Genomic DNA, 19,219 nt, shown 5'->3' with positions numbered 1-19,219 from the left:
GACAAAGAGAAACAAGCAAAATATGCTGAATAACAAAAGACTGTTCCTTATTCTGGTCGGTGTATTGTTCATAGCGTACAATATACCGGCACAGAATAATGCACAGATAAGCGCCGACGAACTAACTTATAATTTCGGGAATATCGGTGAAGCCGACGGATTGGCCAGCCATGTATTCAAAATCAAAAACACTGGTGAAGGTCCGCTCGTCATCACGCGGATTACAGCATCATGCGGTTGTACGCAACCGGAATGGACAAAAGAGCCTATCGCTCCGGGAAAAACCGGCGATGTCAAAGTAACATACAACCCTAAAGGCCGCCCGGGTCCGTTCTACAAAACCATTTCAATCTATAGCAACGGGAAAAAAGGAAGTTATACGCTTGCCATCAAAGGCAATGTAACCCCCAAGATACTACAACCTGTCATTCTTTATCCTTATAATATCGGCGAACTGAAAATGCAGACAAAAAAAGTACTGTTCAACAGCATCCGCCCGGAAGAAACATCAGGCGAAAAGATTAGTGTAATCAACGAAGGAAAAACATCTCTCACAATACATTTGGGCAAAGCACCCCACTATCTGACAGCAAATGCCCTGCCCACAAAACTGGAACCGGGAGAAACCGGAGAAATCACTCTTTTGATGAATGCCAAAGAGGCTAAAAGAAAAGGGCGGATTACGACAGAAATACCTATCACAATCGAACAGATTGGGGATAAGAACGACAAGACTGACAAAATCTATGTTGCCGCCAATATTATTGACGACTTCAGCAAGCTGTCCGCTTCAGACAAAGCCAAAGCCCCGGTTGCACAACTGTCCGGCACCTTGCTGGAGTTCGGCAAACTACCGACCAAAGGAAACTTTATTCCTTTGATTGGAGGGAAAGTAAGCGGAACAATCGAGGTAACCAACTCCGGGAAGTCGCCACTCCTCATCTACAGTGTAACCTGCGATGATGAACGGATAGATATTTCAGGAGGCAAAAGGGAAATAAAACCAGGCACAACCGCCACTTTCAAAGTAAGCGTACGCCCCAAAGAAATAAAAGCAAAACTGGAAGCACTCATCAATATCGTATGCAACGACCCTGACGGTCCCATACGTTTTGTTAAAGTGACAGCAGAGAAATAATATCCCAATTCAACAATATGTCAATGCACCAATAAGAGGGAAACTTTTCCGGAATTGGCACATTGGCATATTAATTTATTAAACAACTATTAATATGGAACATCCCGAGAACGACGACCTGTATAAAGGATTAAAGGTAAACAAGGGAGTAGCAGATGTACCGACCGTTAATCCATACCTAAAGAAACGTCTTCAACGTAAAGAATATACTCCGGCCGAATTTGTAGAAGGTATCCTGAAAGGAAACATCACAATCCTCAGCCAGGCTGTAACGCTGGTAGAAAGTGCCAAATATGAACACCAACAAGTCGCACAAGAGATTATAGAGAAATGCCTCCCACATGCCGGCAAGTCGGTTCGTATCGGTATTACCGGCGTCCCGGGTGCCGGGAAAAGTACTTCTATCGACGTATTCGGCATGCACTTGATAGGCAAAGGACGGAAATTAGCAGTTCTGGCTATCGACCCCAGCAGCGAACGCTCGAAAGGAAGTATTCTGGGAGATAAAACCCGCATGGAAGCATTGTCACGCGAGAAAAACGCATTCATCCGCCCTTCGCCTTCTGCTGGTTCTTTGGGAGGAGTTGCACGCAAAACACGTGAAACCATCGTCCTTTGTGAAGCAGCCGGTTTCGATACCGTTTTTGTAGAAACAGTAGGTGTCGGACAAAGTGAGACAGCCGTCCACTCAATGGTCGACTTTTTCCTGCTAATCCAATTGGCCGGCACAGGAGACGAGCTTCAGGGCATCAAACGCGGTATCATGGAAATGGCCGACGGCATTATCATCAATAAAGCCGATGGCGACAATATAGACAAGGCAAATCTGGCGGCAGCACAGTTCCGGAATGCCCTCCATCTGTTCCCGCCTTCCGAGTCCGGCTGGTTCCCGAAAGTCCTGACATATTCAGGATATTATAATCTGGGTATTAAAGAAATCTGGGAAATGATCGGCAAATATATGGAGTTCACAAAAAAGAACGGATACTTCAACCACAAACGAAACGAACAGGCTAAATACTGGATGTATGAAAGTATTAACGACACACTCCGGGAAAAGTTCTATCACAATCCGGCTGTCGAGAACAGGTTGGGTATTACCGAACAGCAGGTGCTGAACAACGAAATCAGTTCGTTTGTCGCCGCCAAAAGGATGATGGATTTATTCTTAGCCGACATTTCCGGCAAGTAAACCGGTAAAACATAAATAACTTCAAACAATCAGAATGCAGAGATGAATAAATCGGGCGTCATACTTTTGGCAATGGCAAGCAGTCTCTTTCTCAATGCCTCGATAAGCGTCGGGGATAATCCTCCCGCAAAAGAATGGGAGGCATTTGGCGACAGAGCATTTGAAAAAGGATTTGCCCTGACGCCCTTGGACCCGCAAATCGTACAGCAAAACGGAGGCTTCGAGAAAACCTGTGTGGATACCCTTTATTTCAAAAAAACGGGCACAATTCCAATCTGGAAAATGGCCCAATGGTACAGCAAGTACGACTTGGGACATACGCTTCCCGAAAAAGACGAGATTGGGAACATCACATATGCCAATCCGGGGAAAAAAGTAATTTGGAACCCGGACGGCAGTCTACACTTGGAACTGAATGCCAGCCAGGAATATGAAAAGCCGCGAAAAGCCAACGAAGCATGGCCACATCTCCTGATAGAACAGGATTTCATCCGTCATCCCAATATCGGGAAAGCCCGCCAACTGATGTTCTCTATCGAACTCAAATTAGAGAAATGCGAAAGGAAAATGCCGGACAGTGAATACAATCCGGAAATACATACAGCCCAATCGCCTTTCTATTTCGTTCTAAAGAATGCAAATCCCCAATCGAAAGATTTTAACTCTTTTATTTGGCTGGGTATTCCCTCTTTTGACTATCGATACCCGCAAATGAACAACACGTCCACTATTTCCTGGGATTTGGGAACCTCTACCTATATTTATAACGTACCTCAACTGCCCGTCTGGGGGAATATCTCGTTTGAAGACAAACAATGGCATCAGGCAAAAACGGATGTATTGCCTTTGATAAAAGAAGCGATTGAGAAAATGAGAGCAAAAGGATATTTTAAAGATACAGCTTGGGATGATTTGGAGATTTGCGGCATGAACTTCGGCTGGGAAATACCCGGTACATTCGACGCAGCCATAAGCGTGAAGAACCTGAGCTTAAAAGTTCTTGACAACTAAAAAGCCAACTAATACACAAAGGCTTAGTTGGCTTTTCCTGATAAAGTATATCCTTTCAAATAGATGAAATACGCAACGTATCCAGCAAATCGCGATTGATAGGCTTATCATTCTTGATTGCTTTGGAGAAAGGCACATACACTATTTCATCGTTCTGAATACCCATCATCACATTCCGCTGGTCATCCAGCAAAGCATCGATGGCAGCCACTCCCATACGGGTAGCCAGAATACGGTCTTGTGCCGTAGGAGAACCTCCGCGCTGTAAATGTCCAAGGATAGATACGCGCACGTCAAACTGCGGATATTCACGTTTTACACGTTCGGCAACACCCATCGCACCACCCGTCACTTCACTTTCGGCAACCAGTACGATACTACTGTTCTTCGATTTACGGAAACCCGTCTCAATCATTTCGGCCAGTTGGTCTTTCTCCATCGAGATTTCCGGAATAATAGCTGCTTCGGCTCCCGATGCGATTGCACCGTTCAAAGCGAGGAAACCGGCGTCACGTCCCATCACTTCGATAAAGAACAAACGGTCGTGGGAAGTAGCCGTATCACGAATCTTGTCCACGCATTCCATGATGGTATTCAAAGCCGTATCATACCCGATTGTCACATCTGTTCCGAACAAGTCATTGTCTATTGTACCGGGAAGACCGACTATAGGATAATTAAACTCTTGAGCGAAAATACGGGCACCGGTTAAGGTCCCGTCACCGCCGACTGCCACCAGCGCGTCGATACCATGTTCCATAAGCTTGTCATAAGCTTGTTTTCGTCCTTCGGGGGTTTTAAATTCCGCACAACGGGCCGTTTTCAATATCGTACCGCCACGTTGGATAATATTACTTACATTCTGGGTTCTGAAATCTTCTATTTCATCAGTTATCAGTCCCTTATATCCACGGTAAATACCCTTCACGGACATTCCGTTATAAATTGCAGAACGGGTCACTGCACGAATGGCAGCGTTCATTCCGGGAGCATCACCTCCGGATGTTAAAATGCCAATACACTTAACTGCAGACATAGAGCGTCTTTTTTTTAATATTCGCGGCAAAAGTAATAATTATTTGCCAAGAATATGCCTTTTTTATCAAACTTCACGCAATCTTAACAGCCTATATCAACGTCCGGCATTCAATTCTCGAATACGTACAGCCACCTCTTCCATCAGCCATTTAGGGGTGGAAGTGGCCCCGCATACGCCTACGCTGTTCACTCCGGGCGGCAAAGGTTCCGTTATTTCCTTTGCTTCCGATATAAAAAGAGTATTCGGATTCGCTTTCCGGCATTCTTCGAGCAACATTTTCCCGTTCGAACTTTTCTTTCCGGCCACAAAATATATCCGGTCATGCTTTGAGGCAAAAGCCTGAATATTCGGCAACCGGTTGGCTACCTGGCGGCAGATTGTGTCGAAATATTCAAACGTTACGTTATCCGCAATGCGGCGTTGTATTTCAGCTACGACCTCCCGAAAACCATCCAGCGACTTGGTGGTTTGCGAGAACAGGCAAATATTCCGGGAAAAATCCAGCTTCTCCAAGTCCTGTATCTTTTCGATAACGATTGCCGTTCCTTCCGTTTGTCCGACTAAGCCGTTTACTTCAGCATGCCCTTTTTTCCCATATATCACAACTTGGGTATTATCACCTCGTGTCGCTTCGTAGCACTTGTGTATTTTACGTTGCAACTGGAGTACGACGGGACAGGTCGCATCGACAATCATGATATTGTTCCGCCGGGCTATTTCATAAGTAGAGGGAGGTTCACCGTGGGCACGAAGCAATACTTTTTTCCCTTTCAGCCTCTCAAACTCTTTATGCCCGATAGTACGCAATCCGGAGGCTTCGAGCCGCTCCACCTCCAGGCTGTTGTGCACAATATCACCCAGGCAATAAAGCGTATCCGTATTTTTTAGTTCACGTTCGGCACTCTCGATAGCGGTCACGACTCCGAAACAGAAACCGGAGCTTTTATCTATTTCTACTTCTATCATTGTATTTTTCCAATAACCACTCTTTTTGTTCGGCAATCGTCATCCGGGAGTTATCCAATTCCAACGCATCGTCCGCTTTCCGGAGCGGGCTTTCTTTGCGGGTCATATCAATATGGTCGCGCATCTTTACATTTTCCAGCACGTCATCGAAAGAGGCCGTCTCGCCTTTGGCTTTCAGCTCATCCAAGCGCCTCTTGGCACGTACTTCAGGACTTGCCGTCACATATATCTTCAGTTCGGCATCCGGGAAAACAACCGTTCCGATATCCCGTCCGTCCATGACTATTCCTTTCGCCTTTCCCATCTCCTGCTGTTTGGCTACCATGGCGCGGCGGACAAACCCCAAGGCGGCAACCGGGCTTACCAGGTTGGCCACCTCCATTCCCCGAATTTCTTTTTCCACATTCACACCGTTCAGGTAAGTGTCCGGCCGGCCGGTCTCTGGATTAAAACGGAAAGAAATCTCGATATCGGCAATAGCTGCCTGCAACTTCGCTTCGTCAATTTGCCCGTCTGCAAAAAATCCATGTTGAATACTATATAAGGTAACGGCACGATACATAGCGCCCGTATCTATATATGTATACCCCAATTCCTTTGCCAAATCCTTTGCCATCGTGCTTTTGCCGGTAGAGGATACTCCGTCTATCGCGATTATAATCTTTTTTGTTTTCATCAGGTTTTCCATTCCTATAATATATATATGTTTCCGCAAAGATACGACAGATTACTATCTTCTTCTCTTTTCATTACTATCTTTTAAGGTTTTCGTCGGTATAAAGTAAGGCTTTCGTCGTATCCCATTAGTTGTTCGCCAGCAAGCGAACGACCGTTCGCCAACCAGCGGACAATCGTTCGTCAATTGGCGGACGATCGTTCACCAATTGGCGAACAACTAATAGAACGCACTCTATCGGCTAAAAGATAATAGGGAAAAGGATAAAAGATAGGATGAAAAAAGAGAACGATTAGAAATCGCCGATTGTAGTGGAGACGCTCATCATAAAAGATAATGCAGAAGGATGATATTTAGCGACCGATACACCCACATCAAACATTTTAATCTTTACGCCTGCACCGCCGGAGAAACCGGAAAGGGCGTTTCCACCCTGCAATTTCATATCCAGGGATGTTTTAGGATTGTAGCCCACGCCGACCCAGAAGTTTTCGGAAGGGACAAAATCGATGCCAATAACAAAATGCTTGATAAACGCTTGGAAAAAGCTGTCACCATCATACTCCTTATCGGTATCGTCTATATAATTAAATTTCCAGCGGTTCAGGTACATGGCCGTCAGCGACAAGCGGATTGGCGCATGTGCCATCCGTTTTGTGATGCCCATCTGTATGTCCCAAGGCATTTTCTGCCGCTCATCTTCATAAGCAGTCAGCTGCGCCCCGATATTTTTAAAAGCGAATCCGAAAGAGAACTCTTTTTCCGAATCATAATAGCTTAGTCCGGCATCGACAGCCAAGCCGACGGACGAATAGATATCCATATTCGAATACAGGAATTTCAGGGAAGCTCCGCCCCGCCACTTCGTAGAAAGGTCGTAAGAGAAAAAGCCGCTCATCTGAATATCCTTCGCGGAAATATCCCCGATAGACACCTGCTCCGGCGTCATCCCCTTTATTTTACCGTTACTAAAAAAGACAGCTCCGACACCCCAAGCCCCTTTTTCCTTGAATGCTTTAGTAAAAAGAGCACTTCCCACATTGATGTCGGCTATGTAATTCATATAATTCAGATTGACCATTCCATCCATTTCCGCTCCCAACAAGGCCGGATTATGAAAAATCAGGGAAGGATCTCTTTCCACCAATGAGACAGAGTGCCCGCCCAAGGCATTCGCACGGGCCGACGACGGGTAACGCAAAAACGTGAAAACCTCCTCCCCGCTTTGCCCTACAGCCGTTTGCAAAAAGGAACAAAAGAATAGTACAAGTATAATATTTCTCATATATGTCATCAAAATGCCTACAAAGATAAATAAAAACCGGAACGAGACGTTCCAATTACAGAAACGGAAAAAACACAGAAAAGGTATATGAAGACGATTATTTTTATTCGGCATCAAAAAAAAATTAAAAATGCAATAGTATTTCGCATGATACATCGTAATATTGAAAATAATTCATACTTTTGCGCTATTGAAAGACACATTTTTATAAACAAATAAGTATATGGAAGTTAAGAAATCACCAAAAGCGGACCTGGAAAGAGGTAAGTCGATGAGTATCCTGATGGGTATGATTGTCGGACTTGCAGTCCTGTTCGTAGGCTTCGAATGGAGCAACCGCGATATCGAAATCGCCACAGACCAAGGCGTGGGCGATATTCTCGTGGAAGATGAGATTGAAATCACGAGGCCGGAGGAACAAACCCCTCCACCTCCATTACCAGCTCCTCCACCAGTAGCTGAAGTTTTAACCGTTGTTGAAGATGACGTCGAGTTGGATGATGTCGATATCGCATCGTCCGAAGACGATGCGAGAGCTGCACAGGTAGACACCTATGTACCGCCTGCAGTAGTCGAAGAAGAAGAAGAGTCTGCAGATCATATTTTTCAAATCGTGGAGAAAATGCCTGAATTTCCGGGCGGAGCGGCTGCGTTGACGAAATATCTGAATAAAAACACCAACTATCCGATTATCGCTCAGGAAAATGGTATACACGGTCGTGTAACTGTTGGATTCGTTGTAAACACAGACGGTTCTATCGTGGACATTAAAGTTATACGCGGTGTAGACCCATCACTAGACAAAGAGGCTCTTCGTGTAGTCAGCACGATGCCGAAATGGACACCGGGAGAACAAAGAGGTAAACCCGTACGTGTTAGTTTCTCAGTGCCTGTAGTATTCAGACTACAATAATAATATATAAATATGAATGAAGAGGCTGCTGTTAGACCGCAGCCTCTTCTGTTTTATCCCATTTATAATAAACCGATGTATGTTTACTTTCAATGACGTTCTACGGAAAATAGAGAATGAAATTGCCGAACTTCAGTACCCCTATCCTCCAAAAAGTTTGTACGAACCTATAAAATATATCCTGTCGTTAGGAGGAAAACGTATTCGTCCGGCACTGGTATTAATGGCCTGCAATTTGTATAAAGAAAATATTGAAAACGCATTGAGACCGGCAATAGGGCTGGAAGTTTTTCATAATTTCACCTTATTGCACGACGATTTGATGGACGAAGCCGACAAAAGAAGAAATAAACCGACTGTCCATAAAGTGTGGAATGCCAATGCAGCCATTCTTTCCGGCGATGCCATGATGATTACAGCCTACCAGCTAATCGGCGAAACAGAGCCAGCCCACTTGAAAGAAGTCTTAAATATATTTACCGCCACAGCCCTTGAGATTTGCGGAGGCCAGCAATATGACATGGAATTTGAATCACGCACGGATGTTACGGAAGATGAATACATAGAAATGATTCGGCTGAAAACAGCCGTGTTACTGGCCTGCGCTTTGAAAATGGGAGCTATATTGGGAGGCGCCTCCCATGCGGATGCGGAACATTTGTACCAGTTCGGCATCAACATAGGTTTGGCATTCCAACTACAAGACGACCTGTTGGATGTGTATGGCAACATCGCGACCTTTGGCAAAAACATCGGTGGCGACATTTTGTGTAACAAGAAAACATTCATGCTGATTAATGCTTTACGCTTGGCAAATCCGGAACAGAAAAAAGAGCTAAACGACTGGATGAGTAGAACGTCTTTTAGTCCGATAGAAAAAATCAATGCCATTACAGCTATCTACAATCAATTAGATTTAAAAAGACTATCGGAACAAAAAATACAAACATACAACAAACAAGCAATAGCTTATCTAGATGCACTAAGCGTAGCTCCTGAAAAATTGACAATCTTAAAAGAAGTTTGTGCCCATTTAATGAACCGACAATATTAATATGAAATTAATAGACACACACTGCCATATCTATCTGGATGATTTTGATCCGGAACAGGATGAGTTAATCGTTGCAGCTCAAAAATCCGGCATCGATACGTTACTCCTTCCTAATGTAGATTTGTCGACCGTGGAACGCATGCATGTCCTTTGTGACCGTTATCCTGATTTTGCTTTTCCAATGATGGGTCTTCACCCCACAAGTGTGGATGCCAACTATTCCGAAAATCTTCGTCAAATAGAAGCCCATATAAGTAAGCGCCCCTACTATGGCATAGGAGAAATCGGAATTGACTTATACTGGGACAAGACTTATCTCAAAGAACAAAAAATTGTTTTTGAAGAACAATTACGTTGGAGCATAGAACTGGATCTCCCTGTAGCCATCCATACCCGTGATGCCTACCCGGAAGTATTGGATTCCATCTACAAGATAGATGCAGAGAAACTGAAAGGAGTATTTCATAGTTTCACCGGAACAGGAGAAGAGTTGGAGGAAATAAAGAAATTATCCAATTTTAAAATAGGAATTAACGGAGTAATTACATTTAAGAACTCCAAATTATCCGAAATACTCCAGCAAACCAGTATCAATCAGATAGTTCTGGAGACCGATGCCCCATATTTGGCCCCGGTTCCCTACAGAGGTAAAAGAAATGAACCTGTCTACATCTGGAGGACGGCAGAGAAAATTGCAGACATTTACAAATTGACACTTGAGGAAACTGTATATATTACAAGAAAGAACGCCTTGAAATTGTTCAAAATTGCGAATAAAACGATATAGTCGTAAAATTCACATGTATTGAAAATTTATTCCGCCAGATATTGTGCATATATCAACCAAAAACTATAGATTTGTGCACTGAAACGTTTGTATATGCGATTTTTTTCGTATTTTGCACCCGTTTTAGAAGAGACAAGGGGTGATTCTGGAGAGATGCTCGAGTGGTTGAAGAGGCACGCCTGGAAAGCGTGTAAACCCCTAAAGGGTTTCGCGGGTTCGAATCCCGCTCTCTCCGCTTAGAAATACCATGATTATTAATTATTAAATATAAAAACAAAAACAAATAAGAGAATTATTAATCTTAAAAATTAAACACACAATGAAAAAGTATTTTGCAAAAACGTTCATGGGATTATGTGCCCTTGGAATCTCTACTGTAGCATTCGCACAGGAAGCAGCTGGAGCAGCCGGTCAGGTTGTAGAAAGCGGTATGTACCAAGCTTTGAAAACGAAGTTTATCGAAGGTGGTGCAAACTTCATGAGTTTGGTTGCTATCGCATTGATTTTAGGTTTGGCTTTTTGTCTCGAAAGAATTATCTATCTTAACTTAGCTGAAACAGATTCCAGCAAACTTTTGAAAGGCATTGAAGATGCATTGGATAAAGGTGACGTTGAAGGTGCAAAAGCTATTGCCCGCGACACAAGAGGTCCTATTGCTTCTATTGCTTATCAAGGTCTGATGAGAATTGATCAAGGTATCGATGTTGTTGAAAAATCAATTATTTCTTACGGTGGTGTTCAAGGTGGTCTTTTGGAAAAGAATATGTCTTGGATTACATTGTTTATTGCAATGGCACCGTCATTAGGATTCTTGGGAACTGTAGTAGGTATGGTTATGGCATTCGATAAAATCGAACAAGTTGGTGATATCAGCCCGACGGTTGTAGCAGGTGGTATGAAAGTGGCCTTGATTACAACAGTAGGTGGTTTGGTTGTAGCATTGATTCTTCAGGTATTCTATAACTACTTGCTGAGCAAGCTGGAAGCTATCCTGAACCAAATGGAAGATGCTTTAATATCTTTACTTGACATGGTTATCAAATACAACCTTAAATTCAAAAAATAATTAAGACTTATGGCTGTTACTAAAATAAGAAAAATATCTAGTTGGACATTGCTGATATCTGCTATCATCTCAATTGTCGTACTAGGTATCTTCTACGCAGGAGGTGTCGTAGACCCTGCTGTTGAAAACAAGGAGCCTATCTATACAGGCCTTTTACTGAACTGGATGTACGTCCTGTTCGGTGTAACAATTGCATGTGCTGTGATATTTGCTATTTGGCAGTTCGTTTCTTTATTGAAAACAAATCCTAAATCAGCAATCACTTCTCTTATTGTATTAGTTTTATTTGCTATTATGTTGTTCATCACTTATTCCATAGGAGATACGACACCGTTAGCAAAAATTAATGCAGACTCTGCTCAATTCAACGTGCCTTTCTGGTTGAAAGTTACTGATATGTGGATTTATTCAACATGTATTTTGTTGGTATTAATCGTTCTCGCAGTTGTGGCAGGTTCCGTAAAAAAGCTATTGAATAAATAAGTAATAACGAATCGATAAAACAAAAGCTAATATGGCAAAGAAAAAAAGAAAAGTTCCTGCAATGAATGCGACTTCTTCAGCCGATATTGCTTTCATGTTGCTTATCTTCTTCCTTATTACTACGTCAATGGATACAGATAAAGGTTTGGCAAGACGTTTGCCCCAACCTGTACCCAAAGATCAAAAGCAAGACGAAGAGACAGAGATTAAAAAAAGAAACCTGCTGGTTGTACTGATAAACAGTAGCAATCAAGTTTCTTGTGGTGGTGAACCCATCGAAATCAAGCAATTGAAAGATAAGGTTAAAGAGTTCATTGAAAATTCTTATAATGACGAACATAAACCCGAAAGAGTCGAAGTTGATGTTCCTTTTTTTGGAAAGATGCAGGTTACAAAAAACCATGTAATCTCCCTACAGAATGACCGTGGAACTGAATACCAATCTTACATCAGTGTTCAGAACGAATTGGCTAAGGCCTACAATGAACTGAGAGATGAAGTATCAAAACAGAAATTCGGGAAAACGTTTGCCGAATTGGAAGAAGAACAACAAAGCGCTGTAAAGATGATTTATCCTCAGAAGATATCCGAAGCAGAACCTAAAAATTATGGAGGGAAAAAGTAATGGGAAAATTTAGCAATGCGGGCGGAAGAGAAATGCCCGAATTAAATACATCATCATTACCTGACTTGGTGTTTGCTTTCTTGTTCTTTATCATGATGGTAACATCCATGCGTGAAGTAACGTTGAAAGTTGAATTCCGTGCTCCGGAAGCTACTGAACTCCAGAAGTTGGAAAAGAAATCGTTGGTTACATTCCTCTACGTAGGTAGACCGACTCCGGAATTGAGAGCAAAGATGGGTAGTGAGAGTCGTCTTCAGTTGAACGACCAGTTCGCTGAAATATCACAAATCCAGGATTACATTGCTCAGGAAAAGTCAAGTATGAATGAGGAAGATCAGCCATTTATGACTGTATCCATCAAGGCGGATAAAGAAACCAAGATGGGTATTATCACAGACGTAAAACAGGCACTTCGTGAAGCATACGCTTTGAAGATTAGTTACTCGGCACGTCAAGCTGTCGAATAATCGGAAATAGAATTATTATAAAAGGCGGGATTTTTTTAAATTCCGCCTTTTATTTTATCTATTACAAATTCACTCCATAAACATTCTCATACAGATTGTCCCTGACTTGCTCGAAAAACTCTTCCAGACTAATATCACCAAAAGACATTAACCGCATTTCAAGCCAATCTTCACCAGCACGATAAGGAGGTTGGCGGTAAACATGGTCATCCAACACAAACCCTAAGCGTTCATAGAAGCCTATTCTACGTTTACTCATCTCATCGACAGGCATTTCCACCTCCAACACAACCGGAGTTCCACAAAAGGCCAAAAACTGTTTCATGGCCTTGGCCCCTATTCCCCCGTTCCGGGCAGATTCGTCAATAGCAAAATGTTCGACATAAGTAAAACCATCAAAAAGCCATCCAGAGATAAACCCGACATAGTCATCATCTTTCAACAAAGCATATATGATAAATCGAGGTTCCCTCTCGACCAATTCTCGTACTAAAGCAAAATCCCGTCGTTCAGCTTCTGGAAAAGAAGCATTGTATGTTTTCTCCACAGAAGATAATAAAGGCTCTGAACAGTCTCTGACCGGCTTGCATATAACAATTGAATTCATATCCATAAGATTATAAAATTAAAGATTATAAAAAAAGAATGTTACAAACTAAAATAAATCATAGAAAAATATACAACAATCATTATAGATTAATTATATTTGTATCAAGAATGTAATATTCGAAATATACAGATATACAAATATACAGAAATTATGGCACACCATCAACTGGACGAATTAGATGAAAAAATATTAAAACTAATTATAGGCAATGCGCGTATGCCTTTCTTGGAAGTAGCAAGAGAATGCAATGTGTCCGGAGCCGCAATCCATCAGCGGATACAAAAACTCACAAATTTAGGAGTGATTAAAGGTTCTGAGTTTATCGTAGATAATACAAAAGTCGGGTATGAAACATGTGCTTATATGGGACTTTTCCTCAAATCTCCCGGACAATTCCCTTCAGTTACGGAAGCATTGAAAGAAATACCGGAGGTTGTAGAATGCCATTACACAACCGGGCAATATGATTTGTTTATTAAAATATATGCCAAGAATAATCAACACTTGCTAAGTATTATCCATAATAAACTTCAGCCATTAGGATTGGCGCGCACAGAATCACTGATATCCTTTAAAGAAGCATTTAAGAGGCAAATCCCTATCGATTTGGAAGAAGAAGATTAAAAAAAGTCCTGAACTTTCGGAGCTCAGGACTTTCCTTATCGGTTAAATCAAATTTAAAATTCTGCATTTTTAGGTGTACGTGGGAAAGGTATCACATCGCGGATATTTGTCATTCCTGTCACAAACAATAACAAACGCTCAAAGCCCAAACCAAATCCTGAATGAGGCACTGTTCCGAAACGGCGAGTATCCAAATACCACCACATATCTTTCATCGGAATACCCATTTCATTGATACGCGCCATCAACTTATCATAGTCAGCCTCACGCTCAGAACCACCGATTATTTCACCAATTTTCGGGAATAACACATCCATCGCACGAACGGTCTTGCCATCCTCGTTCTGCTTCATATAGAATGCCTTGATTTCTTTCGGATAATCAGTAAGAATGACAGGACGTTTAAAATGGTCTTCAACCAGATAACGTTCATGCTCGGAAGCCAAATCAACTCCCCAGTAAACCGGGAATTCGAATTTATGACCTTTTGCAACTGCCTCTTCCAGGATTTTAATACCATCCGTGTAAGACAAGCGAACGAAACTATCTTTTAAAACACCCTCCAAACGTTCTATTAAGCCCTTATCAAACATATCGTTCAGGAACTTAATATCATCCATACAATTATCCAAAGCCCACTGCACACAATATTTAATAAAGTCTTCAGCCAGCTCCATATTATCCAGAATATCATTGAAAGCCACTTCCGGTTCTATCATCCAGAATTCAGCCAAATGGCGTGGAGTATTTGAGTTCTCCGCACGGAAAGTCGGACCGAACGTATAAATTTGTCCGAGAGCTGTCGCAGCCAATTCTCCTTCCAACTGTCCGGAAACAGTCAAACTTGCCTGTTTTCCAAAGAAGTCGTTATCGTAGATAATAGAGCCATTTTCATCCTTTTTCAAATCATATAAGTTCAGAGTTGTAACCTGAAACATCTGCCCGGCTCCTTCGCAATCCGAAGCCGTAATAAGTGGGGTATGAAAATAGAAAAAGCCTCTGTCATGGAAAAACTTGTGAATAGCATACGCCATGTTATGCCGTATACGAAATACAGCACCAAACGTATTTGTACGCGGACGAAGATGAGCAATTTCACGTAAAAATTCCATGGAATGCCCTTTCTTTTGCAAAGGATAAGTTGCGGGATCGGCTGTTCCATAAATTTCAATTTCATTTGCCTGAATTTCTACATTCTGACCTTTCCCCTGAGACTGAACCAACGTTCCGTTTACACTGATACTGGCACCTGTCGTAATCGGCTTCAGAAATTCTTCGCCCAGCTTTTCCACGTCTACAACGATTTGAACATTATTTATTGTAGAACCGTCATTCAAAGCAATAAAGCTAACCTGTTTGCTACCACGGCGAGTACGGACCCACCCCTTTACATTAACGGTCGTACCATAAGCATCGCTTTTTAGTACATCTACAATCTTTGTTCTTTTAATTGTTTCCATGTCTATATTTTTTCTTAGATAATCAAAATAAGTTAGCCGGCATTTCAAACCGGCTAAACTTTATATTATTCAAAAGCACCCATGCGGAGCGCGTTAACTTCTCTCTCGTTCAGATAACGCCACTTACCACGTCCTAAGTTCTTTTTGGTCAGTCCGGCAAAATATACACGGTCCAGTTTTACCACATGGTATCCCAGTGACTCGAATATACGGCGGACGATACGGTTACGGCCCGAGTGAATTTCAATTCCCACCTGGCTCTTATCATCTTCGCTTGCATAACTAATCGCATCGGCATGGATTTCTCCGTCTTCCAACTCTAATCCGTTAGCTATTTTTTCCATATCTTCGATTGAAACATTCTTATCCAACCAAACATGATAAATCTTCTTTTTCTTGAACGACGGATGAGTCAATTTGGAAGCCAAGTCGCCATCGTTTGTCAATAACAACACGCCCGTTGTATTACGGTCCAAGCGACCTACCGGATAAATACGTTCCTGGCAAGCATTCTTAACTAAATCCATAACGGTCAAACGTTCCTGCGGATCATCTGATGTCGTTACACAATTCTTCGGTTTATTCAGCACAATATAGACTTTACTTTCAATCTGTACCGGCTGTTCTTTAAACAGAACTTTGTCCTGACGTGTAATTTTAGTACCCAATTCAGTAACAACCACATCGTTCACCTTAACAACCCCTGCCTGAATAAATTCATCCGCCTCACGACGTGAACATACACCTGCATTAGACAAAAATTTATTCAAACGGATGGGTTCGTTCGGATCCGCTAAAACTTCTTTATACTTCAGCTGTTTCTGGAAATTATACTTGGCATTCGGATTATAATCTCCGGTACGACGGTTATTATTCGGACGTCTGTTATTGAAACCACCACGGCCTCCGCCATTATTTCCATAACGATTATTATTACCGTATGAAGGCCTTCCTTGCCCACGATTATCACGGCTGTCATACGAATTCACGCGAGTATCACCAACACGCGGTCTTCTCTTCTTTACTTCTCCTGATGTACCTTCGCCATCCGGTGTCGCAGAATAAGCCTTTCCCCTGTCTTCATAATTAGGGCGGACAGGACGGTTATATTGGCCACCTCCATAAGGACGGTCGTTACCGTAAGAAGGACGGTCGTTACCGTAAGAAGGACGGTCATTATTACCGTAAGAAGGACGATCGTTATTACCATACGGACGATTGTTACCATAAGAAGGTCTGCTATTATAACCTCCGTCTCTGTTCGAATTGCCATAGCTACGGTTTCCACCATTGTCGCGGTTATACGGTTTATTATAACCACCTTCGCGGTTATCATACGTACGCGGCCGGCTAGGTCTGTCACCATACGAAGAGCGGTTGTCCCCATAAGAATTATAACCGCCACGGTCATCCCGATTAGGCCGGTTATATGGTCTCCGTTCATAGTTGTTTCCTTCAGGTCTGTTATAACCTTGATTGTAAGGTCTTCTTTCAGAATCCTGGTCTGTGTTTTCTCGTCTGATACTTGGTATCACCTTTCTTGGACGCGGTTGAGATTCATCTCTTTCTTCTGTGCTCATTTGTTGATAATTAAATGATAGTTAAATAATCGGTAACCTCACGGCTACACATTGTTTCTCACTAAATACCTGTATAATTATGTGGCGTAATCGCCTTCAATTCAGCTTTAACAGCATCACTTACCTGCAATGTTTCGATAAAATTACCGATAGACTCAGCTGTAATACCTTCATTCGTACGGGTCAATGCCTTCAACGCTTCATAAGGTTTCGGATATCCTTCGCGACGAAGAATTGTCTGAATACCTTCAGCAACAACAGCCCAGCATTGATCCAAATCCCGGTATAATGCATTTTCGTTTAATAACAATTTACCCAGCCCTTTTGTTAAGCTTTTGAACGCTATTTCAATATGAGCCATCGGTACGCCCACATTACGCAAAACCGTAGAATCGGTCAAATCCCTCTGTAAGCGCGAAATAGGCAATTTCATCGCCAGATGGGTCAAGATAGCATTAGCCATGCCGAGATTACCTTCAGCATTCTCAAAATCTATCGGATTCACTTTATGAGGCATAGCAGAAGACCCGACCTCTCCGGCCTTAATTTTCTGCTTAAAATATTCCATCGACACATACTGCCAAAAGTCCCGGCATAAATCAATAAGAATAGTATCCACCCGCTTCATTCCATCAAAAATAGCAGCCAGATTATCGTAATTCGAAATTTGGGTCGTCCATTCCTCACGGCTTAAACCCAACACTTCATTTACGAACTTATTTCCGAATGCTTTCCAGTCATAGCCGGGATAAGCAACATGATGAGCATTAAAATTCCCAGTAGCTCCACCAAACTTGGCAGAAACAGGAACAGCCTTTAACAAAGCCACTTGTTGTTCCAAACGGTAAACAAACACCATGATTTCTTTTCCCAAACGCGTTGGAGAAGCCGGTTGTCCATGCGTCTTGGCCAACATTGGAATATCCGACCATGCTTCAGCATATTGCTTTAATAAATCAATCACTTCCTGAAGATTGGGAAAATATACATCATTCAATGCGTCCTTTATTGACAACGGGACAGATGTATTATTGATATCCTGCGAAGTTAACCCAAAATGAATAAATTCTTTGTATGCTTCCAGCGACAGCAAATCGAATTGTTCTTTAATAAAATATTCGACAGCCTTCACATCATGGTTGGTGACATTCTCTATCTCTTTGATACGAGCAGCGTCCTCTATCGAAAATTCACGATAAATTTTCCGCAAAGCTTCTTTATTTTCAGCCGTAGCCAATACTTGAAGCTGCGGAAGAAATTCAGACAGAGTAATAAAATACTCAATCTCTACCTGCACTCTGTATTTAATGAGTGCATATTCTGAAAAGTAAGCCGCCAAGTTCTCGGCTTTATTTCTATATCGCCCATCTACAGGCGAAATTGCTGTCAGTGTCGAAAATATCATATACATTATTAATATAGAGCTGCAAAGTTACTATAATTCTTAATATCTATAGTCAGCAAAGAACTTTTTTTCGACTTTTTCTTACAAAAATTTGGAGGTAATAAAAAAAGCCGTATCTTTGCAGCGCTTTAGAGAGATAAGGCACTATAACATAATGAATAACGAAAGGGCGTTTAGCTCAGCTGGTTCAGAGCATCTGCCTTACAAGCAGAGGGTCGGCGGTTCGAATCCGTCAACGCCCACCTTTCATAACGAATTGATTTCTTTTTGGGCGTTTAGCTCAGCTGGTTCAGAGCATCTGCCTTACAAGCAGAGGGTCGGCGGTTCGAATCCGTCAACGCCCACTCTCCAAGCAAATTGATTTCATATTCGGGCGTTTAGCTCAGCTGGTTCAGAGCATCTGCCTTACAAGCAGAGGGTCGGCGGTTCGAATCCGTCAACGCCCACGACTACTATTAATGGGCAATCATGACAACATGGTTGCTTTTTTATTTTCCCAACCAACACAATTAAGCCTTATTTTTATTATTGTTTTATTATGCAAAATGATAACACACAAAGAGGTACACTCCAATAAAAGAATGTACCTCTTTTTTTAGATTACCTATAAAACACGATTCACTTGAAGAATATCATATAAAATAGCACGATCCTAATCTTTAGAAAATACTTCCTCTGTTGACCTCTTGTATTTTCTCTATGTCATATATTTTAAGATTTACCCTGTTTTTACCCCTGAAACAAGCGCGCATAAGTTAAACAATGTTTATTTTGGAGCATTCAGTAAAAAAAGTCACTTTTTCCGCTAGGGATAGGGCAAAAAAATGTGTTTGCCTAT

The 19,219-nt window shown here is 42.1% G+C and carries 19 protein-coding genes and 4 tRNA genes; 15 read left to right on the top strand and 8 right to left on the bottom strand.

Going from position 1 to position 19,219, the window contains the following annotated elements:
- Positions 1 to 22 precede the first annotated feature (22 nt).
- The 3 genes from DW103_RS02580 (at position 23) to DW103_RS02570 (ending at position 3,341) form a co-directional block, all read left to right on the top strand.
- Entirely contained in the window at positions 23 to 1,138 is a 1,116-nt protein-coding gene (locus DW103_RS02580; protein ID WP_122274101.1) for a DUF1573 domain-containing protein, read from the top strand.
- 94 nt (positions 1,139 to 1,232) lie between these two features.
- A complete protein-coding gene (meaB, locus tag DW103_RS02575) occupies positions 1,233 to 2,330 on the top strand; it encodes a methylmalonyl Co-A mutase-associated GTPase MeaB (RefSeq protein WP_122274100.1) in 1,098 nt (365 codons plus the stop codon).
- 42 nt (positions 2,331 to 2,372) lie between these two features.
- On the top strand, positions 2,373 to 3,341 hold the full coding sequence (locus DW103_RS02570) for a hypothetical protein (RefSeq protein ID WP_147381166.1): 969 nt from the start codon (positions 2,373 to 2,375) through the stop codon (positions 3,339 to 3,341).
- 55 nt (positions 3,342 to 3,396) lie between these two features.
- Here the strand turns inward: DW103_RS02570 and pfkA are convergent, their stop codons facing one another.
- From pfkA to porQ, 4 genes are all read right to left on the bottom strand, one after another.
- Positions 3,397 to 4,377 (bottom strand): 6-phosphofructokinase, encoded by a 981-nt coding sequence (pfkA, locus tag DW103_RS02565; protein WP_122274098.1) that lies wholly within the window; start codon positions 4,375 to 4,377, stop codon positions 3,397 to 3,399.
- Positions 4,378 to 4,473: 96 nt separating this feature from the next.
- A complete protein-coding gene (locus DW103_RS02560; protein ID WP_122274097.1) occupies positions 4,474 to 5,346 on the bottom strand; it encodes a 4-hydroxy-3-methylbut-2-enyl diphosphate reductase in 873 nt (290 codons plus the stop codon).
- Complete coding sequence (cmk, locus tag DW103_RS02555) at positions 5,324 to 6,022, bottom strand: (d)CMP kinase (RefSeq protein WP_199652946.1); 699 nt, start codon at positions 6,020 to 6,022, stop codon at positions 5,324 to 5,326. The genes DW103_RS02560 and cmk overlap by 23 nt, the downstream gene beginning before the upstream one ends.
- 292 nt (positions 6,023 to 6,314) lie before the next feature.
- On the bottom strand, positions 6,315 to 7,307 hold the full coding sequence (gene porQ / locus DW103_RS02550) for a type IX secretion system protein PorQ (RefSeq protein ID WP_122274273.1): 993 nt from the start codon (positions 7,305 to 7,307) through the stop codon (positions 6,315 to 6,317).
- Between the two features lie 223 nt (positions 7,308 to 7,530).
- On the opposite strand from porQ, the gene DW103_RS02545 reads away from it, so the two are divergent.
- The 8 genes from DW103_RS02545 (at position 7,531) to DW103_RS02510 (ending at position 12,702) form a co-directional block, all read left to right on the top strand.
- Positions 7,531 to 8,220, top strand: coding sequence for an energy transducer TonB (locus DW103_RS02545; protein ID WP_122274095.1), 690 nt, complete (start codon positions 7,531 to 7,533; stop codon positions 8,218 to 8,220).
- 79 nt (positions 8,221 to 8,299) lie between these two features.
- Entirely contained in the window at positions 8,300 to 9,274 is a 975-nt protein-coding gene (locus tag DW103_RS02540; RefSeq protein WP_122274094.1) for a polyprenyl synthetase family protein, read from the top strand.
- Position 9,275: 1 nt separating this feature from the next.
- Positions 9,276 to 10,061, top strand: a complete 786-nt coding sequence (locus DW103_RS02535; RefSeq protein WP_122274093.1) for a TatD family hydrolase — start codon at positions 9,276 to 9,278, stop codon at positions 10,059 to 10,061.
- Positions 10,062 to 10,208: 147 nt separating this feature from the next.
- Positions 10,209 to 10,296: transfer RNA gene (locus DW103_RS02530), tRNA-Ser, on the top strand.
- 84 nt (positions 10,297 to 10,380) lie between these two features.
- Complete coding sequence (locus tag DW103_RS02525) at positions 10,381 to 11,127, top strand: MotA/TolQ/ExbB proton channel family protein (protein ID WP_122274092.1); 747 nt, start codon at positions 10,381 to 10,383, stop codon at positions 11,125 to 11,127.
- 9 nt (positions 11,128 to 11,136) lie between these two features.
- Entirely contained in the window at positions 11,137 to 11,610 is a 474-nt protein-coding gene (locus tag DW103_RS02520; RefSeq protein ID WP_122274091.1) for a hypothetical protein, read from the top strand.
- Between the two features lie 31 nt (positions 11,611 to 11,641).
- Positions 11,642 to 12,235 carry a biopolymer transporter ExbD gene (locus DW103_RS02515; protein ID WP_122274090.1) on the top strand — a complete coding sequence of 198 codons (594 nt, stop codon included), beginning with the start codon at positions 11,642 to 11,644 and terminating at the stop codon, positions 12,233 to 12,235.
- Positions 12,235 to 12,702 carry a biopolymer transporter ExbD gene (locus DW103_RS02510; protein WP_122274089.1) on the top strand — a complete coding sequence of 156 codons (468 nt, stop codon included), beginning with the start codon at positions 12,235 to 12,237 and terminating at the stop codon, positions 12,700 to 12,702. The genes DW103_RS02515 and DW103_RS02510 overlap by 1 nt, the downstream gene beginning before the upstream one ends.
- A 61-nt stretch (positions 12,703 to 12,763) precedes the next feature.
- On the opposite strand, the gene DW103_RS02505 is transcribed toward DW103_RS02510, so the two are convergent.
- A complete protein-coding gene (locus DW103_RS02505) occupies positions 12,764 to 13,315 on the bottom strand; it encodes a GNAT family N-acetyltransferase (protein WP_122274088.1) in 552 nt (183 codons plus the stop codon).
- 147 nt (positions 13,316 to 13,462) lie between these two features.
- Here DW103_RS02505 and DW103_RS02500 point away from each other — a divergent pair, with 147 nt between their 5' ends.
- Complete coding sequence (locus tag DW103_RS02500) at positions 13,463 to 13,936, top strand: Lrp/AsnC family transcriptional regulator (RefSeq protein ID WP_122274087.1); 474 nt, start codon at positions 13,463 to 13,465, stop codon at positions 13,934 to 13,936.
- A gap of 53 nt (positions 13,937 to 13,989) precedes the next feature.
- Here the strand turns inward: DW103_RS02500 and asnS are convergent, their stop codons facing one another.
- The 3 genes from asnS to purB all read right to left on the bottom strand — a co-directional run bounded on the left by asnS (position 13,990) and on the right by purB (position 18,381).
- Positions 13,990 to 15,396, bottom strand: coding sequence for an asparagine--tRNA ligase (gene asnS / locus DW103_RS02495; protein ID WP_122274086.1), 1,407 nt, complete (start codon positions 15,394 to 15,396; stop codon positions 13,990 to 13,992).
- 65 nt (positions 15,397 to 15,461) lie between these two features.
- The gene (locus DW103_RS02490) at positions 15,462 to 16,976 is read right to left on the bottom strand and encodes a pseudouridine synthase (protein ID WP_122274085.1); all 1,515 of its coding nucleotides are present in this window, start codon (positions 16,974 to 16,976) and stop codon (positions 15,462 to 15,464) included.
- A gap of 61 nt (positions 16,977 to 17,037) precedes the next feature.
- Complete coding sequence (gene purB / locus DW103_RS02485; protein WP_122274272.1) at positions 17,038 to 18,381, bottom strand: adenylosuccinate lyase; 1,344 nt, start codon at positions 18,379 to 18,381, stop codon at positions 17,038 to 17,040.
- A gap of 167 nt (positions 18,382 to 18,548) precedes the next feature.
- Between purB and DW103_RS02480 the strand changes: the two genes are divergently transcribed.
- The 3 genes from DW103_RS02480 (at position 18,549) to DW103_RS02470 (ending at position 18,827) form a co-directional block, all read left to right on the top strand.
- Positions 18,549 to 18,623 (top strand) — tRNA-Val (locus DW103_RS02480).
- A gap of 27 nt (positions 18,624 to 18,650) precedes the next feature.
- Positions 18,651 to 18,725 (top strand) — tRNA-Val (locus DW103_RS02475).
- 27 nt (positions 18,726 to 18,752) lie between these two features.
- Positions 18,753 to 18,827: transfer RNA gene (locus DW103_RS02470), tRNA-Val, on the top strand.
- Positions 18,828 to 19,219 lie beyond the last annotated feature (392 nt).

Source organism: Parabacteroides sp. AM08-6, assembly GCF_003473295.1.
Taxonomy (GTDB): domain Bacteria; phylum Bacteroidota; class Bacteroidia; order Bacteroidales; family Tannerellaceae; genus Parabacteroides.
This window is presented reverse-complemented; position numbering and strand designations above follow the sequence as displayed.

What these genes read in the sequence shown, in the direction of transcription:
- DW103_RS02580 (WP_122274101.1), top strand. Translation starts at nt 23, where the DNA reads ATGCTGAATAACAAAAGACTGTTCCTTATTCTGGTCGGTGTATTGTTC.
- meaB (WP_122274100.1), top strand. Translation starts at nt 1,233, where the DNA reads ATGGAACATCCCGAGAACGACGACCTGTATAAAGGATTAAAGGTAAAC.
- DW103_RS02570 (WP_147381166.1), top strand. Translation starts at nt 2,373, where the DNA reads ATGAATAAATCGGGCGTCATACTTTTGGCAATGGCAAGCAGTCTCTTT.
- pfkA (WP_122274098.1), bottom strand. Translation starts at nt 4,377, where the DNA reads ATGTCTGCAGTTAAGTGTATTGGCATTTTAACATCCGGAGGTGATGCT.
- DW103_RS02560 (WP_122274097.1), bottom strand. Translation starts at nt 5,346, where the DNA reads ATGATAGAAGTAGAAATAGATAAAAGCTCCGGTTTCTGTTTCGGAGTC.
- cmk (WP_199652946.1), bottom strand. Translation starts at nt 6,022, where the DNA reads ATGAAAACAAAAAAGATTATAATCGCGATAGACGGAGTATCCTCTACC.
- porQ (WP_122274273.1), bottom strand. Translation starts at nt 7,307, where the DNA reads ATGAGAAATATTATACTTGTACTATTCTTTTGTTCCTTTTTGCAAACG.
- DW103_RS02545 (WP_122274095.1), top strand. Translation starts at nt 7,531, where the DNA reads ATGGAAGTTAAGAAATCACCAAAAGCGGACCTGGAAAGAGGTAAGTCG.
- DW103_RS02540 (WP_122274094.1), top strand. Translation starts at nt 8,300, where the DNA reads ATGTTTACTTTCAATGACGTTCTACGGAAAATAGAGAATGAAATTGCC.
- DW103_RS02535 (WP_122274093.1), top strand. Translation starts at nt 9,276, where the DNA reads ATGAAATTAATAGACACACACTGCCATATCTATCTGGATGATTTTGAT.
- DW103_RS02525 (WP_122274092.1), top strand. Translation starts at nt 10,381, where the DNA reads ATGAAAAAGTATTTTGCAAAAACGTTCATGGGATTATGTGCCCTTGGA.
- DW103_RS02520 (WP_122274091.1), top strand. Translation starts at nt 11,137, where the DNA reads ATGGCTGTTACTAAAATAAGAAAAATATCTAGTTGGACATTGCTGATA.
- DW103_RS02515 (WP_122274090.1), top strand. Translation starts at nt 11,642, where the DNA reads ATGGCAAAGAAAAAAAGAAAAGTTCCTGCAATGAATGCGACTTCTTCA.
- DW103_RS02510 (WP_122274089.1), top strand. Translation starts at nt 12,235, where the DNA reads ATGGGAAAATTTAGCAATGCGGGCGGAAGAGAAATGCCCGAATTAAAT.
- DW103_RS02505 (WP_122274088.1), bottom strand. Translation starts at nt 13,315, where the DNA reads ATGGATATGAATTCAATTGTTATATGCAAGCCGGTCAGAGACTGTTCA.
- DW103_RS02500 (WP_122274087.1), top strand. Translation starts at nt 13,463, where the DNA reads ATGGCACACCATCAACTGGACGAATTAGATGAAAAAATATTAAAACTA.
- asnS (WP_122274086.1), bottom strand. Translation starts at nt 15,396, where the DNA reads ATGGAAACAATTAAAAGAACAAAGATTGTAGATGTACTAAAAAGCGAT.
- DW103_RS02490 (WP_122274085.1), bottom strand. Translation starts at nt 16,976, where the DNA reads ATGAGCACAGAAGAAAGAGATGAATCTCAACCGCGTCCAAGAAAGGTG.
- purB (WP_122274272.1), bottom strand. Translation starts at nt 18,381, where the DNA reads ATGATATTTTCGACACTGACAGCAATTTCGCCTGTAGATGGGCGATAT.